This is a genomic window from Leptolyngbya cf. ectocarpi LEGE 11479, assembly GCF_015207065.1.
GTDB classification, from domain to species: Bacteria; Cyanobacteriota; Cyanobacteriia; order Phormidesmidales; family Phormidesmidaceae; genus Leptothoe; species Leptothoe ectocarpi.
The window spans coordinates 1-15,267 of the sequence record NZ_JADEXP010000138.1 but is presented as its reverse complement, the minus strand read 5'-3'; the positions used below and the strand labels follow the sequence as shown (position 1 = coordinate 15,267).

The 15,267-nt window shown below is 51.4% G+C and carries 16 protein-coding genes; 5 read left to right on the top strand and 11 right to left on the bottom strand.

Going from position 1 to position 15,267, the window contains the following annotated elements:
- The 7 genes from IQ260_RS15515 to tmk all read right to left on the bottom strand — a co-directional run.
- The coding region (locus IQ260_RS15515) for an ATP-binding cassette domain-containing protein (protein WP_193994012.1) at window positions 1-471 on the bottom strand (471 nt) is incomplete at its 3' end.
- 115 nt (window positions 472-586) lie between these two features.
- The gene (gene devC / locus IQ260_RS15510; RefSeq protein WP_193994011.1) at window positions 587-1,756 is read right to left on the bottom strand and encodes an ABC transporter permease DevC; all 1,170 of its coding nucleotides are present in this window, start codon (window positions 1,754-1,756) and stop codon (window positions 587-589) included.
- The gene (locus IQ260_RS15505; RefSeq protein WP_193994010.1) at window positions 1,749-2,396 is read right to left on the bottom strand and encodes a Uma2 family endonuclease; all 648 of its coding nucleotides are present in this window, start codon (window positions 2,394-2,396) and stop codon (window positions 1,749-1,751) included. Before IQ260_RS15505 ends, devC (IQ260_RS15510) begins: the two co-directional genes overlap by 8 nt.
- A gap of 8 nt (window positions 2,397-2,404) precedes the next feature.
- Window positions 2,405-3,550 carry an ABC transporter permease DevC gene (devC, locus tag IQ260_RS15500; protein WP_193994009.1) on the bottom strand — a complete coding sequence of 382 codons (1,146 nt, stop codon included), beginning with the start codon at window positions 3,548-3,550 and terminating at the stop codon, window positions 2,405-2,407.
- Window positions 3,551-3,552: 2 nt separating this feature from the next.
- The gene (locus IQ260_RS15495; protein ID WP_193994008.1) at window positions 3,553-4,755 is read right to left on the bottom strand and encodes an efflux RND transporter periplasmic adaptor subunit; all 1,203 of its coding nucleotides are present in this window, start codon (window positions 4,753-4,755) and stop codon (window positions 3,553-3,555) included.
- A gap of 90 nt (window positions 4,756-4,845) precedes the next feature.
- Window positions 4,846-5,856, bottom strand: a complete 1,011-nt coding sequence (locus tag IQ260_RS15490) for a DNA polymerase III subunit delta' (protein WP_193994007.1) — start codon at window positions 5,854-5,856, stop codon at window positions 4,846-4,848.
- Complete coding sequence (gene tmk, locus IQ260_RS15485) at window positions 5,846-6,511, bottom strand: dTMP kinase (protein WP_193994006.1); 666 nt, start codon at window positions 6,509-6,511, stop codon at window positions 5,846-5,848. Before tmk ends, IQ260_RS15490 begins: the two co-directional genes overlap by 11 nt.
- Before the next feature lie 245 nt (window positions 6,512-6,756).
- Here tmk and IQ260_RS15480 point away from each other — a divergent pair, with 245 nt between their 5' ends.
- Entirely contained in the window at window positions 6,757-7,092 is a 336-nt protein-coding gene (locus IQ260_RS15480; RefSeq protein ID WP_193994005.1) for a hypothetical protein, read from the top strand.
- A gap of 61 nt (window positions 7,093-7,153) precedes the next feature.
- Here the strand turns inward: IQ260_RS15480 and IQ260_RS15475 are convergent, their stop codons facing one another.
- Window positions 7,154-7,579 (bottom strand): FHA domain-containing protein, encoded by a 426-nt coding sequence (locus IQ260_RS15475; RefSeq protein WP_193994004.1) that lies wholly within the window; start codon window positions 7,577-7,579, stop codon window positions 7,154-7,156.
- A 352-nt stretch (window positions 7,580-7,931) separates the two neighbouring features.
- Window positions 7,932-8,945, bottom strand: a complete 1,014-nt coding sequence (locus tag IQ260_RS15470) for a phosphoribulokinase (protein ID WP_193994003.1) — start codon at window positions 8,943-8,945, stop codon at window positions 7,932-7,934.
- Window positions 8,946-9,278: 333 nt separating this feature from the next.
- On the opposite strand from IQ260_RS15470, the gene IQ260_RS15465 reads away from it, so the two are divergent.
- The 4 genes from IQ260_RS15465 to ftsH all read left to right on the top strand — a co-directional run bounded on the left by IQ260_RS15465 (window position 9,279) and on the right by ftsH (window position 13,941).
- Window positions 9,279-9,860, top strand: a complete 582-nt coding sequence (locus tag IQ260_RS15465) for a photosystem I assembly protein Ycf4 (RefSeq protein ID WP_193994002.1) — start codon at window positions 9,279-9,281, stop codon at window positions 9,858-9,860.
- Between the two features lie 102 nt (window positions 9,861-9,962).
- Window positions 9,963-10,718 (top strand): peptidylprolyl isomerase, encoded by a 756-nt coding sequence (locus tag IQ260_RS15460; RefSeq protein WP_193994013.1) that lies wholly within the window; start codon window positions 9,963-9,965, stop codon window positions 10,716-10,718.
- Window positions 10,719-10,777: 59 nt separating this feature from the next.
- Window positions 10,778-11,932, top strand: coding sequence for a beta-ketoacyl-ACP synthase (locus IQ260_RS15455; RefSeq protein WP_193994001.1), 1,155 nt, complete (start codon window positions 10,778-10,780; stop codon window positions 11,930-11,932).
- 101 nt (window positions 11,933-12,033) lie between these two features.
- On the top strand, window positions 12,034-13,941 hold the full coding sequence (gene ftsH / locus IQ260_RS15450) for an ATP-dependent zinc metalloprotease FtsH (RefSeq protein WP_193994000.1): 1,908 nt from the start codon (window positions 12,034-12,036) through the stop codon (window positions 13,939-13,941).
- A 116-nt stretch (window positions 13,942-14,057) separates the two neighbouring features.
- Here the strand turns inward: ftsH and IQ260_RS15445 are convergent, their stop codons facing one another.
- Both IQ260_RS15445 and IQ260_RS15440 read right to left on the bottom strand, forming a co-directional pair.
- The gene (locus IQ260_RS15445) at window positions 14,058-14,348 is read right to left on the bottom strand and encodes a hypothetical protein (protein WP_193993999.1); all 291 of its coding nucleotides are present in this window, start codon (window positions 14,346-14,348) and stop codon (window positions 14,058-14,060) included.
- Window positions 14,349-14,504: 156 nt separating this feature from the next.
- Window positions 14,505-15,194, bottom strand: a complete 690-nt coding sequence (locus tag IQ260_RS15440) for a M23 family metallopeptidase (RefSeq protein WP_193993998.1) — start codon at window positions 15,192-15,194, stop codon at window positions 14,505-14,507.
- Window positions 15,195-15,267 lie beyond the last annotated feature (73 nt).

Sequence of the window (15,267 nt, the reverse complement as noted above, 5' to 3'; positions counted from 1 at the left end):
CTGTTTTTGTCCCCCGGAGAGCGATTTGGGTTTGTAATCGACTCGATCGGATAGCCCGAGGGCACTCAGCATGGCAACCGCCTGGTCCCGCTTGGAGGAAAAATTCCCGGTCAGCTCCACCGCCATTTCTACATTCTGGCTAGCGGTGAGTGACTCAAATAAGTTGTGGGCCTGAAAGATAAAGCCAATATTGCGGCGGACGTTGACCAGGGCGCGATCGCCTAGACCGACGAGTTCTTGGCCCAGTATCTGCAAGCTGCCATCTTGTATGCGTCGCAGCGCTCCGGCCAACGTGAGCAGGGTGGTTTTTCCAGAACCGGAAGGCCCGGTAAGAATGACAATCTGCCCCTTGGGCAGCTCCAGGGAAATATCAAACAGGACCTGCTTACTCAGGTCGTCTGCACCAAAAGAATAGTTAAGGTGCTGAATATAAACGGCTAGATCGGGTGGGGCAATGGTGGAATTCGACATGTATTTAATCTAGCTCAACCCCGGAATACAGTCGTTCAATCGCTAAATTCAGCCCTAAGCTTTTGAGGACTACCTGTTCACCTGCTGTGTAGTTAGCGACCATTGTTTTATGACTCTAAAACACGTCTGCTGGGTCGGTGGTTTGGACTTTACGGACTGCGATCGCACCCGACACCAAACACATAATAAAAGTGGCAATCAGTAAGTTAGTAATGCGCTCCGGCGTCATCTGAAAAAATAAGCCCGTGGCATTACCGGCTGCGGTGTAAAGCAGCTGGCTAACTAAAACACCGGGGATAAACCCTAGCACCGACAAAATCAGAGCTTCCTGCATGACCACTCCTAACAAGTAGCCGTTCTTATATCCCATAGCTTTAAGGGTGGCATATTCAGCCCAGTGGTCAGCCACATCGGTATAGAGAATCTGATAGACCAGGATAATTCCCACAAAAAAGCCCATGCTGGTCAGCAGCGAAAATACAAAGCCGATGTTGGTGTTTTCCTGCCAGTATTTGCGCTCGCGAATGACAAATCCGTTTTCGCCATCGCGAGCCATTACTAGCACATCGTTAGGCAACGTGTCCCGCAAGGTTTTAACCATTCGTTCTACATTAGTGCCAGGAGCTAGCTTAACCACACCAATATCCACCGTGGCAAAGCTGCGTTTATCTTCTTCGGGACCCCGATCGGCAAAGTAGCGCAGAAAGTTCTGATCGCTCATGATCAAGTTGCCATTGCCCGAAGCAAAGTCAGTCCCCATGGTAAAAGTGCCAACCAAACGAATGCGCCGGTCTGCTAGTTCGCTGACGATACCTGCTTCAATCGGCCCGACTTCAGCCCGAGACTGAGTATCCATCAGAGCGGTTTCCGGTAGCTTGAGGGCCTGACGATGGGATGCAATGGCCGGAATATTGAGCACTGGCTCATCCGGGTTAATAGCAATCACCCTGACAACGCGAGACTTACGATTTTCTGGATTTTTCCAGTTCACCTCGCTAATGTACATGGCGTAGGCATCCTGCACTCCCTCAAACGCCCGTGCCTGGTACAGCCGTCTGCGGGCAAAGGCACGGGGCACAAACATGTTGGTCCGCAGCCGATTGACGATAACGATTTCACCATTAAATCGGTTAAGCAGCTGTAGCTGGCTGTCGTAAAGGGCATTCATAAACCCGTTAAACATAAACATCAGCAGGACAGCAAACCCCACACCCGCCAGAGATGTAGCAAATCGGCGGCGGTCATGGGTGAGATTTAACCAGGCGAGAGGAATCCGTTTAAGCATCGAGTCGTTCTCTTACCCAGCGGCGAAAGCCGCGGACAGCAGTGTTGCGTCCTTCGCTCAGACTTTGCTGCAAGCGCTGAGGAATTTCAGTTTGTAACGGCCAGTCTGGAAAGTTAAGGCTGGTACTCGCTTCAACGTACTCGCCCGATACAAGGTGATAAATTTTTAGAATTTTACCCTCACGCCGCCACAGTTCTGGAACACCTAAGGCAGCGTAGGTTTTAGGATGGGTGCGCGAGGTAATGTCAATTTCTAATGCTAAATCAGGGGGCGGATCGACGCTGAGGTCAAGTCGCTGTTTGCCTCGGATCGCGGCTTCATTGGCAATGTAAAAACACTGATCGGGTTCAATGCCTTTGAGCATGGTCTGATTTTTGAAAGTGGTGGACCCCAGGGCTCGGAAATTGATATCAAGTTCTTCAAGCAAAACTTTAATCAGGTCGCTGATGATTTCCTTTTCGTCTTCGTGCCAGGGTAGTGGAGCCATAATTTCCAATGTGCCACCGTCAAAGGCAATGCGAGTGGCGCGATGTTCTCCCAAGTCGTCAAGAATAGCTTCAAATTCGTCCCAGCCAATGTCTTCTAGCAGCAGCCGCTGACCGGGGGGGACATGGAGCTGTCGGACTTGTAGTAAAACCATGGAACCTCCTAAAAGATTTCAGCTGGGTCAGCGGTGACGGCTTTTCTGACAGAAATTAGCCCCGATAGGCTGCACATCAGCAGCGTTAATATCAGTACAAACATGACGCGGCCACCGTTCATGGCAACGGGCAAGGTGCCAGCGGTCGCTTTTGCTGTCAGGTGATACAGACCCAGGGCAGCGGCAAGGCCGGGAATATAGCCGAGAACAGCCAGAAAAATGGCTTCCTGCAGGACGATCTTAAACAAGTACTGCGAGCGGTAGCCCATGGCTTTCATGGTGGCGTACTCGGGCAGGTGATCGCGAATGTCGGTAAACAAAATTTGATAGACAATCACGGCCCCTACTACAAATGAAACCACCACGCCCATGCTAAAGATAAAACCGATGGAGGTGGCCTCTAGCCAGTAGGTGGAGTCATGTTCAATGATGCCTGCTTTGGTGTAAACGCTCACATCGGCGGGCAGCAATGAGCGCATGGTTGATGCCACTTTTTCAGGGGAAGCTCCAGGATTAAGTTTAACCAGTCCCACATTGACCAAACTGAGGGGTCGGGGCTCTAGGTAGCGGACAAAATTTTGGTCGCTCATGACCAGCGTGCCGTCGGCGGCGAACCCACCCCCCAGGGCATAGGTGCCACCAATGGTGATCCGCCGCCGGTCGGCTTCTGTGGTTGTCCCCACGTCCTGAGGGCCAAATTCGGGACGGGAAAGCCGGTCGATAAACGCAGTATCGGGTCGGCTCAGGATACGACGGGCCTCATTTCCCTGCAGCTCAGGCATCAGAAAGGCGGGGTCGTTGGGATTAATGCCATAGACAAAAATGGCCCGACTGACGCCCGTTTCTGGGTTACGCCACAGCAGGTACTCGCTGTAGAGGGGCATGATCCGCTCGACGCCGTCTACTCCGGCGGCCTGGTAAAGCCGTTCTCTAGGAAAGGCGGTGGACGTGCTGATCTCCAGGGTTTCGGGGGAAATTAAAAATAGCTCGGCGTTAAACTGCTCATAGAAGTTGGTGGCGGTGGAAATTAGGGCACCCATAAACCCCAGGTTCATAAAAATGAGGATGACGGCAAAGGCGACACCTGCGATCGCAACCACCAGCCGCGTCCGTTCATGCATCAGATTAGACCAGGCCACCGATACCCTAGCCATGGTTAGCTCTCCCCGGTCCCGTCACCCGAATCACTATCAGACTTAATATCAATCAGCACATCCACCTGGAGATTGGTCAGCATCGCCACCGCTTCATCCTGATCCACCGCGATCCGTACCTCCACGATGCGGGCATCGGCATTGGCTGCCGGGTCGTCATCTAGCACGTCATTTTTAAAGATCTGTAGGCCGATGGTTTCCACCGTGCCGCTCAGGGCGCCTTCAAACGCACCATTGCGGCTGGTGATGGTTGCTTTTTGACCTGGTTTTACTAAACCCACATCGGTTTCATAGACTTCGGCCACCACATACATCTCATCCGTGTTGCCCATGGACATGAGCCGATTCTCGGCAACGGCTTCTCCAGGTCGAATATAAATATCTAAAACTTGCCCCGCTGAGGGGGCTTTGACCACAGCCCGGTTAAGCCTAGCATCGGCTAAAGCCAGGTTTTGTTGGGCCGACTCTACGCCGGTTTCCACTGAGGCCAGTTGTAAATCGGCCTCAGCCATAGAGACTTGGGCCGCCGCATTGTCCAGGGCTGTATCGCGGGCTAGTTCGAGCTGCTTTTTGGTGGCAACCGCATTGGCCACGTCGCTAGTGAGTTCATCTACCTCAGTTTGCTGACGGTCAAACTCCTGTTGGGTAATGGCTCCCTGGCTCAATAAATTCTCAAATCGGGCTAGATCGATTTTGGCTAACGATAGCCGAGCTTCTAGGCTACGAATTTTGGCGGTCTGAGCCTCAATGGCTTGAATTTGGGGCTGATCGATCTGCCCTGCTTGAGTATTGGCTTCAACAATGCGGGCGGCCCCTAGACCGCGCTCGGCGTTGAGGGTTTTCTGGGCTTCTGCCAGCTGGCTAGCGGCGTAGTCCCGCTCAGCTTTGCGAACGTCATACATGTCTAGCTCGGCCAGCACCTGCCCCGTCTGTACCTGGGCCCCTTCTTCCACCAGCAGCCGGGCCAATACACCCGTTTCGGCAGCAGCGATATCAATCACTCGGCTTTTGGGTTCGATCCGACCCAGGGCGGCCACATCCACCCGTTCTGGGGGCGGCTTGGCAGCTTCTTCGATGGCGGCCTGTCGAGCCTGGCGGACAGAGCGTAGAGTCAGTAAGGAAGCACCACCCACCAGTAAAAGCAGCGCCATCCCAATCCAAAAACTTGTCTTTTTAAATGGCCGTTGAGCAGACTGGGTCACCATAGCGATTGTTTGTTTCCCTAGGATGCAGGCGCTAGAGAAAATTTTACAAACTACCTTATTTAGTTTAATGCTTCGCTCACGCCTTATGATTCACGCCTCGCCCACCAAATTCATCAAGGTAACTTCCCAGACGAGACGGGGTTGGACATAGCGCAGCAGCTGTTTGCGGGCTAGTTCTAACTGTTCCATGCCTTGGGCCAGTCCCTGCTGCCAGCGGCTTTGTTGTAGGTAGTCCAGCAGCCACAGCTGGGATTCGGGTTCTAGGGTTTGCCCAATTTGACGGGCTAACTCTAGGGCAATGCGCAGGTTAGGGATGGGTTGACTGATGTGTGCGAGCAGGTCTGGAGGAATGGTTTGTAGCTGTTGCCAGCTTGCGATCGCACCCCCCGGACTGCCCTGGGCCAAACCGATGACTTCGGGATGCTCCAAAATTTCTTGATGTCCCTTCTGTGTGAGTACCTGGGCCAACTCGGTTGGACTTAATCGCCGGAAAGGGATGGTCTGACATCGAGAAATTAAGGTGGGCAAAAGCGTTTGCTGGTCGGGAGCAATCAGCACCACAGTGGCCTGGCCCGGTTCTTCCAACGTCTTTAAGAGACCATTTGCAGCCGCTTCAGCGATCAGTTCAGCCGCTTCAATCACCACCACCGCTTGAGCTGCCTCTAAGGGGGGGCGTCCCAAAAAGCGAGCAATGTCTCGAATCTGCTCCAAACGCACCTGGGGGCGTCCACGGCGCTTAATGCCAGCGGTCTGGGCTTCTGCTACCGTTAGCAGCTTACCCTGATGTAAGTAGGTGGGCTCAACCCACAATAAATCAGGATGGTTGCGAGACTGAATACGGCGTTTGAGATGGTCGGGGGCTTCATCTGAACCTCCTAAGAGCATGGTGGCAAATGCTGTTGCCGCCAGACTACGGCCCACCCCAGCCGGACCGACAAAGAGATAGCCGGGGGCAATGCGCTGTTTAAGCACCGCTTGCACCAGTAAATCTACAACCTGGGCCTGACCGACAATATGGGCAAAATTCTGGCTCAAACTCTGGGTCAAATTCTGGCCCAACGGCTGTTTTTCTGCCGAGGTTGGAGACGCGCTAGAGGTCATACCATTGTTGCAAATAGGTGGAAACGACCGCTTGAATCTGCTCAGCCACCCTCTCCTGGTCCAGGCTACCATCCACGGTAATAAATCGGTCCTGCCCCTTAGCCTGGGCGGCAAACCCCTCATGGACTCGCCGATGAAAATCGATGCTGGCCTGCTCAATCCGGTCGGCCTGCCCCCGTCCGGCTATTCGCTTTAGGCCTGTGGCCACGTCCAGCTTTAACCACAGGGTAAGATCGCTGGCGAGCCCTCCGGTGGCCAGCGTATTGAGGGTTTTAATTAATGTGCGGTCTAGCTGGCGGCCATAGCCTTGGTAAGCAACGGTGGAGGCGGTGTAGCGATCGCAAAGGACCAGGTGCCCTGTTTCCAGAGCTGGTTTCAAAATTCGTTCCACATGCTGGGCTCGATCAGCCGCATAGAGCAGCAGCTCTGATGTGCTGGTTAAAATTTCAGTTCCCGTGGCAGGCTGTAGCAGTACCTGTCTGATTTTCTGACCAATACTGGTTCCCCCCGGTTGCCGAGTAACAATCACCCCCGTTGGATAGTCAGCAGGCTTACCGTTAACGAATGTCTGATCTAACCACTGCCGCAGATACTGAATCTGGGTAGTTTTACCACTCCCCTCAATCCCTTCGAAAACAATAAGTTTACCGCGCATTTTTTACAGCCCTGAACCTGTCTATTGGGTAAAGTCACATCCCATGGCTTAACCTGTATTTATCCTGAAAAGCTTACTATTCTCTAGAAGGGTAAACTTGGATGCAGATTTTTAGTTAGATTTACTGACACACTGGCTCCAATCTAAAAATTGCAAGTTTTGGACTTATTGTTTAGTCTAAAATTACTGTTTCCCCTTAATCACACTGTAGATTCTGACACTGTGCAGTAGCTTTAGCATTTTCTATGGCCCGGTATACCAATCTTTTTGTAAGCGTTCTTCCAGTTCGTAATCTCCGTGAATCTTTAGCAGATGTTCTCCAGTCCTGCGGGTTACATCTGGTTTATCAAGACGGAGATTATCTGATGGCGAAGGAACGCCCCGGCATGGTTTCTTACAGCCAATTAGCGACGGTAGAAGTCTTGATCGGCTCCACCGATGAAACCGAGCTAGTTTCTCAAGATCCTGCCGCTACTGTGAACTTAGTCGTGAAAAATGAGGAATTACCCTTAAAGACTAATAACCACTGCCACAAAATTTTTCAGCTGGTTAATCAAGCGATTGAACGTAAGGCTAGCTAATCAGATTTAGGGATTCCTTAGGGGGGTGCATGGAACCCCCTACATAGGCGATGTCGGACCGTTAGCCTTCCTCATCTTCATCAATCATATTGGGGCTAATCAGCGTGATATCAAATTCGTCAGGAGGCACCGTTGACGTGGTGTCACGCTTCAGTTGGTAGTAAATAGCTCGGGCTTGAGGACCAAAGACAATTTCGTCCTCATTCTTTAAATCATGAGCCTGTAGCTTACGCCCATTGATCAGCATGCCATTGGCACTAGGCTTACCTTTTAGGTTGCCATCCACTATCCGGTAGTAATAACTTTCATCGTCTCTAGGCAGCTGAACCAGTGTGGCATGGTGTCTAGAAACAAACTGTGACGCCAGACGGATATCACACTTAGCATCGCGACCAACGGAATAGACAGAGCTGTCAAGGACGATTTCTCGTCGGCCTTGACTATCTTCGACGATAAGAATACTACTGAGATGAGAACCTGAAGCCATGCTAACCGTGAAATGATAAATCTTAGAGAAAAATCAGACCGTCAATAATTTCTTTACTGTACTGTCAGTATTTAAGCCTTCAGGATTTTCCCTTGCTATTTAGCTTTATGCAACGGGGTTACCGTATTTTGTGATCGCCATAAATACATAGGAGTCAATATAGCATTCCCGACCAAATACTGGAATATGACAAAACGCTATCGTTAGGCTGAGGACCATCCAGCGGTTTAAATACCCTCAGATACCCACAGTAGGTTAACCAGCTATCCATTGTCATCACAAACGAATGCCGCTTTGCTCAATCAAACAAGCAAAGCGGCATTCGTTTGTAAGAGCACACTATGTGCGGAAACTAGGCTACGCCTACAGGAACACCACCCGCCGCTAATGAGCTAGTCAAGCGTTCATAGGTTGCTCGCATTTTGAGACCCACAAGCACCTGGAATAGGCCGGTACCGTTGTTAGAACCAGGATACTCCCGATGCTTTAATAGCAGTTCCGTCATTTCACCATAGCTGCGAGTGGAGATATTACTGAGGTGCTCCTCAACATAGATGAGTTCCTCCAGCTTCTCAAACTGGCCATCAATTTCCAGAATGGATACCTCATTGCCCATGTAGGTATCAGGACCGTAGGCCATGCGAATACCAGGATAAGAGCAGGTTAGTTTACGACCGCAAGGCACCCAGTTAATGGTAGACCCCTCGTCGAACAGGTAGGCAGGCTCTAAGCCTTCTACGCCTTCCTTCTGAATCATTTGTACGCGCAGAATCTTACGCTCCTTATCATCCTTGATCAAGTTAGTGGGTAAAACTTGCAGAACGATGTCGGCATATTGCTTTTGGACATCAATGTAGGCTTCAAAGTCAGGCTTACGAGCCTGGATGGAAGCAAGAACATCTTCATAGGTATGGCCCCGCTCTGCCATATCGCGCTGGATTTTCCAGGCAATTTTAACTTCGTCACTAATGTCAAGATAGACACTGAAGTCGAGCAGCCCACGCACACGCTCGTCATACAGGGGATGGAGACCCTCTATAACAACAACATGGTTGGGTTCAATACGCTCGGGCGGATCAATAAAACCGGTTTCATGGTTGTAGATCGGCTTATCAATAGCAGTTCCTGATTTAAGAGTTTTGATTTGCTCATACATCAAGTCAAAGTTGTTGGCCTTTGGGTTAAGGGCCGTCACCCCAGCTTCTTTGCGTTGCTTACGATCCAGACTGTGATAATCATCTAGACAGATGACAGTCATAAATTCTTCGCCGAAAAGATCGCTGAGGCGCTTCAAAAATGTAGATTTTCCACATCCTGAATCACCGGCAACACCAATTAGAACCACGCGGTCGGGCTGACTGGTCATGGAGTCCTCTTATGAAAACAGTTAACAAAGTTGTGTGAAACCAATCAACGAGCCTATGAACCCTGGCTCAGTTGGGTATCAGCAGTGGGTTTTGAACGTTGCAAAAGTTAAAGCTAATCGTATCAGAATCTGTAGCCTTTTGAAAGATTGGCGTAGGGGTTGTTTTAATCAGATTATTAGGGTCGATATATCCGGGGTAGATTGGTATATTCACCTGCAATACTTGATAGCCTAATAAAGGATTCAATCGTCTGCTTTAACACCGATGTATTGGCTGTGCTGGTCGTGGATCAGTCTTAGCAACTCATCTAAAATATTTTTTCTAAAATCAACATGGCTGTTTCTAAGGCAACTGTTTCTAACACAACCGATAAAGATAGTGTCCTGCGTCGTGAAATTCTAGGTGCTCGTCGCTGGAGTAATTATTGGTGGGCTGTGGTGACCACCGTTGGCGGCACAGGTTTTTTACTGGCTGGTATCTCTAGCTATACAGGTATCAACTTTCTACCGTTTGCAAATCCGACTCAGCTCATCTTTATTCCCCAGGGATTGGTGATGTTCTTTTATGGTGCATTGGCACTGCTGCTCTCGCTATATCTTTGGCTGATCTGTGCGTGGAATGTTGGTGGTGGCTACAACCAATTTGACAAGGGGGCACAGGAGGTTCAGATTTTTCGATGGGGCTTCCCAGGAAAGAATCGAAAGATCGACTTTAAGTATCCGTTAGACTCTGTTACAGCAATACGAGTGGATATCCGCGATGGGTTAAATCCTAAGCGAGCGTTGTACCTCAAGGTTAAGGGAAAGGGAGATATTCCCCTAACTCGTGTGGGTCAACCTATATCGCTGGCGGCAGTAGAGAATCAAGGGGCTGAACTAGCTCGATTTCTGCAGGTTCCCCTAGAAGGGCTGTAGTTTAAAGGCGCGCTTTGGCCATGGCACACTGTTGAAAAGGCAGGTTTCCTGTGACAAGATATGGTGCCTTATATGGTGCTCTTAACACAGAAGGAAGTAATCATGATTTTGGGTTTCCGCATGAGATGGGCCATGGGTTTGGTCGTGGCATTGTTAATGGTGAGCTGCACGACTGGAACAACTAATCCTTCGGAGTCAGTCGCTGCGGAGCCTGCTGAGTCACCTGCTAGGTCGACAGAAGTGGCTGTGGCTCCGGCTCCTGAGGGCCTCGCCCAGCTACAGGGTACGGCTACTGTCGAATTGATGGTGAATGGAGAGCGTATTGTTATTGAGGTGGATGGGACCAAAGCGCCCATTACGGCGGGGAATTTTGTCGACCTAGTTGAGCGCGGCGTTTATGACGGCACGGTGTTTCACCGGGTAGTTCGGGAGCCTCAACCGTTTGTGGTTCAGGGCGGAGACCCCCAAAGTAAGGATCCTTCGGTACCGGTACAACAGCTGGGTACGGGGGGATTTATTGACCCTGATACTCAGGAAAAGCGTCTGATTCCTTTGGAGATAACACCTGCTGGCGCAGAGCAGCCAATTTACAGTCAAACCTTTGAAATGGTCGGTGAGACGGCTAAACCTGCCTTGCAGCATACCCATGGGGCTATAGCTATGGCCCGTTCCCAGTTTCCTGATTCGGCCTCGGCCCAGTTTTACTTTGCCCTGGCAGACTTACCCTTTTTGGATGGTAGCTATGCTGTCTTTGGCTATGTGACCGAGGGACTAGATGCGGTAGATGCGATTCAGCAGGGAGATGTGATTGAATCAGCTGTAGTCACCGATGGGTTGGATCGGCTAGTCACTGAATAGGGCTATGGGCAACTACACGGGGCGCGCTTTAGGTTTCCTCTGTTTGATTCAGGACGCTAATGGTTGATGTCGTCGTGACTGGCATCGGGTTATGGACAGCGTTGGGGGCAACTGCGCAGACCACTTGGACCCACTTACTAGCCGGTAAAAGTGCGATCGCATTCCGTCAGCCCTTCCCCTCACTCCCTGCTGTGCCCCTGGCCATGGTGGGCAAATTTCCCCTGGACCCCGACACCCTGGTTACGGAAACGGTTAAGACCGCTGTAGCTGACGCCGGACTGACGGTGCCTTTGGCTGACTGTGGTGTGGTCGTGGGGTCTAGCCGCAGTTACCTTAACCGTTGGGAGGCCATGGCGCGGGGCGAACAGTCCCTGGAGCCTTGGCTATCGGCACTGCCCTGTGGCCTATCGCATCAGGTGGCTCAGGGAGTGGGCTGCCAAGGGCCAGTACTCGCTCCAATGGCGGCCTGTGCCACGGGACTGTGGGCGCTATTTCAGGGCTATATGCTGCTCCAGACGGGGCAGTGTGAACGGGTGGTGGTGGCCGCTGTGGATGCACCGATTACGCCTTTGACCCTGGCGGGCTTTCGACGGATGGGGGCCATGGCTAAGGAGGGCTGCTATCCGTTTGATTGCGATCGCAATGGTTTAGTCCTGGGGGAAGGAGCAGCGGCTGTAATCTTAGAAACTAGGACAGCCGCCTCTAGAGACTCCCCTGATGGTCAAATTTACGGCCAAATACTCGGATTTGGTCTGAGCAATGATGCCTATCACATTAGCTCTTCCCAACGGGATGGCACCCTCACTGTGGCCAATCAATGTCTGCAGCGCAGCGGATTGCACCCCGATGACATTGACTATATCCATACCCATGGCACCGGTACCCGTCTCAATGATGCCAACGAGGCGTACATGATTGAGCAGCTGTTCCCCAGGGCTGCTGTCAGTTCCACCAAGGGAGCCACCGGCCACACCCTGGGGGCCGCCGGTCTAATCGGCACGGTGTTTAGCCTGCTGAGTCTGCAGACCCAGTGTTTACCTCCCTGTGTAGGTCTGAAACAGCCTGAGTTTGCCCTTAACTTCGTCGATGGCAGCGCCCGCTGGCCTCATCCGATCAATCATGTTTTGTGTAGCAGTTTTGGGTTTGGGGGTCAAAATGTTCTGGTGGCCTTTAGGCGAGGAAAGCCCACAATCACTCCCCTGGTTAGCAGATGAGAACGCTAAACTGGGGATTGTAACTAGATTGATTTTAACCAGCCTGTCCTTCAGGCTGCCGTCATAGCCTAATTTTTAGTCATCTGTTTCTACTTATTTATATGAATAAGCCCACTCCCTCCCGTTTTCGTCCAGATTCATTGAGCCGTCGCACTACCCGTGGCCTAGCCATCGGCTGGTTTTTGCTCCAGAGTGTGGCCACGCCCTTGGTCGGGATGCAACCAGCGGCAGCCCAAGAAACCGAAGATATGCAAATGACCTATGGTCAGCTCCTAGAAAATCTGGAACAAGGTGACGTTCAGCGGGTGGAGTTAGATAACCTGCGCGGGGTGGCAAATGTGCGCATTAAGGGAGATGACGAGGAAGCACCGCTGCATCAGGTCACTCTGTTTGCCAATGATGTCTATAACCAGCAGCTATTGCAAACGTTACGGAGTAGCGATGTCGATTACGAAGTCCTAGAACGCTCTGATAACAGTGCACTGACAGGGTTAGCTGTGCATTCACTACTCGCGCTGATTGTCGTATTTGCATTGTTGATGATTCTGCGCCGTTCTGCTAACTCCGCTAGCGGAGCCATGAACTTTGGTCGTTCTCGGGCTCGGTTTCAAATGGAAGCCAAAACAGGCGTCATGTTTGACGATGTGGCTGGCATTGAGGAAGCCAAGGAAGAGCTGCAAGAGGTGGTTGTCTTTCTCAAAAATCCTGAAAAATTTACCGCCATCGGCGCCCGCATTCCCAAAGGCGTCTTGTTAGTGGGCCAGCCAGGCACCGGTAAAACCCTGCTGGCAAAAGCCATTGCCGGCGAAGCAGGTGTTCCTTTCTTTAGTATTTCAGGCTCCGAGTTTGTAGAAATGTTTGTGGGGGTGGGGGCATCCCGTGTGCGCGACCTCTTTAAGAAGGCCAAGGAAAATTCCCCCTGTATTGTTTTTATTGACGAAATTGATGCCGTCGGTCGTCAGCGGGGAGCTGGCATCGGTGGCGGTAATGATGAACGCGAACAAACCTTAAATCAGCTGCTGACTGAAATGGATGGGTTTGAAGGCAACGGCGGCATTATCGTGATTGCTGCTACTAACCGGCCCGATGTTTTAGATGCCGCGTTACTGCGCCCAGGGCGATTTGACCGACAGATTACCGTTGATTTACCAGGTTATAAGGGCCGCTTGGGTATTTTAGAAGTCCATGCGCGGGACAAAAAAGTCGCCGATGATGTCAACCTTGATGCCATTGCCCGCCGCACTCCAGGATTTTCCGGTGCCCAGCTAGCTAATCTGCTGAATGAGGCAGCGATTCTAACAGCTCGTCGCCGTAAAGACTCCGTGACGATGACAGAAATTGACGATGCCATTGATCGGCTGACCATTGGCCTCACATTAACCCCCCTGCTGGATAGCAAAAAGAAACGGCTGATTGCTTATCACGAAGTGGGCCACGCGTTGGTCAGTACCATGCTCAAGCATTCAAACCCACTGGCCAAGGTCACCATTATTCCGCGTTCTGGTGGTGTGGGTGGATTTGCCAGCTACTTACCCAAAGAAGACCAGGTTGACGATGGCTTGGTTTCCTATGCAGAGCTGATTGATCGAATCACCATGGCCCTGGGGGGGCGTGCTGCCGAGGAACTGGTTTTTGGCCCAGATGAGGTCACCCAGGGAGCCGCCAACGATATTCAGCAGGTAACCAGTATTGCTCGACAAATGATCACCCGATTTGGCATGTCAGAGTTAGGCTCATTTGCCATGGAAGCCCCCAGCAGTGCGGTATTCCTAGGCCGTAGCGACTTAATGCAACGCTCGGAATACTCAGAAGAAATGGCAGCAAAGATTGACCAGCGGGTACGCGAAATTGCAATGACAGCCTACGATCAGGCCAGCTCAATGCTCAAAAATAATCGTTCCCTACTCGATCGATTAGTGGATCGATTGGTGGAAAAAGAAACTATCGATGGTGAAGAGTTTCGTGGCATTGTCAGCGAATACGTCGATATTCCCTCTCTGAGTAAGTAAAAAGGTAGCTTTCCTAGGGGAGCGGAAAACCGCCCAAGCACCCTTTCACATTGCCCCTACATCAGGGGCAATGCAGCTTTTCGCTCAATCGGTGCAGGGAAAAGAGATGGAGCTGCTTACTCGAGGGGCTCACCATCCAGCAGCTCAATACTGCCAGAGGACCGCACACATTCTAAGCGCCAGCGTTGACCGGCAACTCGTCCGGGTAGAAAACCCGAAATAGTTAGGTGATTTTCGCCCCGGTCAGTTTTTACCTTAACCAGCAAATCACTTTTACTTTGACTTAGGATAAGTGCCTCTATTTCGAACTCGCCTTCACGGTTCCAAGGAAGTTCATACTGTAACTCGGGCTCTTGCGAACGAAGAACAGCGCGAGTGTTTTCAGCTTCAGACATTGGAGCAGTCATAGGTAATTGGGAGGTTGTCGAACAGGGGTACAGCTGTAATGTACCCAGCCACTCGCAAAGATGGCTTTAGGTAGACGATAACATCTTGACTGGTCGATAGATTGTGCTGCAGATCATAAAGCCCAGATAGAGATGGGATGTACTTATTACACGCCCTTACCGAATAGCCTGCTGATCGTCATACATGGCCCGCAGCACCATAGCTGGATCTACCCAGCTGCTCTCAAATTTCAGGCCCCAGTGGAGATGAGGTCCGGTAGTGCGTCCGGTCATCCCAACGCGACCGATGGGCTGGCCTGTCGTAATGGTGGCTCCTTCTCGGATCCGCAGGTTCCCATTGGGATCCACCATGACTCGCTGCCCCCCTTCGTAGGTGACATATCCCTGCATGTGGCAGTAGATATGCTGCCACTCACCTGATTCAATCACAACTGAGGTGCCACAGGCGCTGTTATCCGAGACTTCAACAACTCGACCTTCCCACCAGTTGCGAATATAGCTGCCAGAAGGAGCCGCTATATCTAAACCGTAGTGAAACTGCTCACCGCCATAGGGGGATTGCCGATAGCCAAAGGGAGAGGTGTAGGCTTGAAAGTTTTCCACTGGAAACGAGGCGAAGCTCCAGGGGTTACTGGCTCTGGCCAGTTCAATTTCAGCGGCTTTGGCAGATTTACGCTGGGCGGGGAGAACCAGGCCAGTCAAGGTCCATAGGGATAACCCACCCACCAGCAAGATCCTGGCGTAGGTACCTGAGCGCCCGCGCCATAGTTTTGTCCGTTTTAGACGACCCACGAGAGTCTGGGTAAACCCTTTTGCAGGATTGGATTTAGCAGAACTCGATTTCATATATCCAGAAAGCGTAGAACGATTGGCGATGGATGCTCTAAATATTTCCCTGGGTCACCGTCTCAATCAGGTG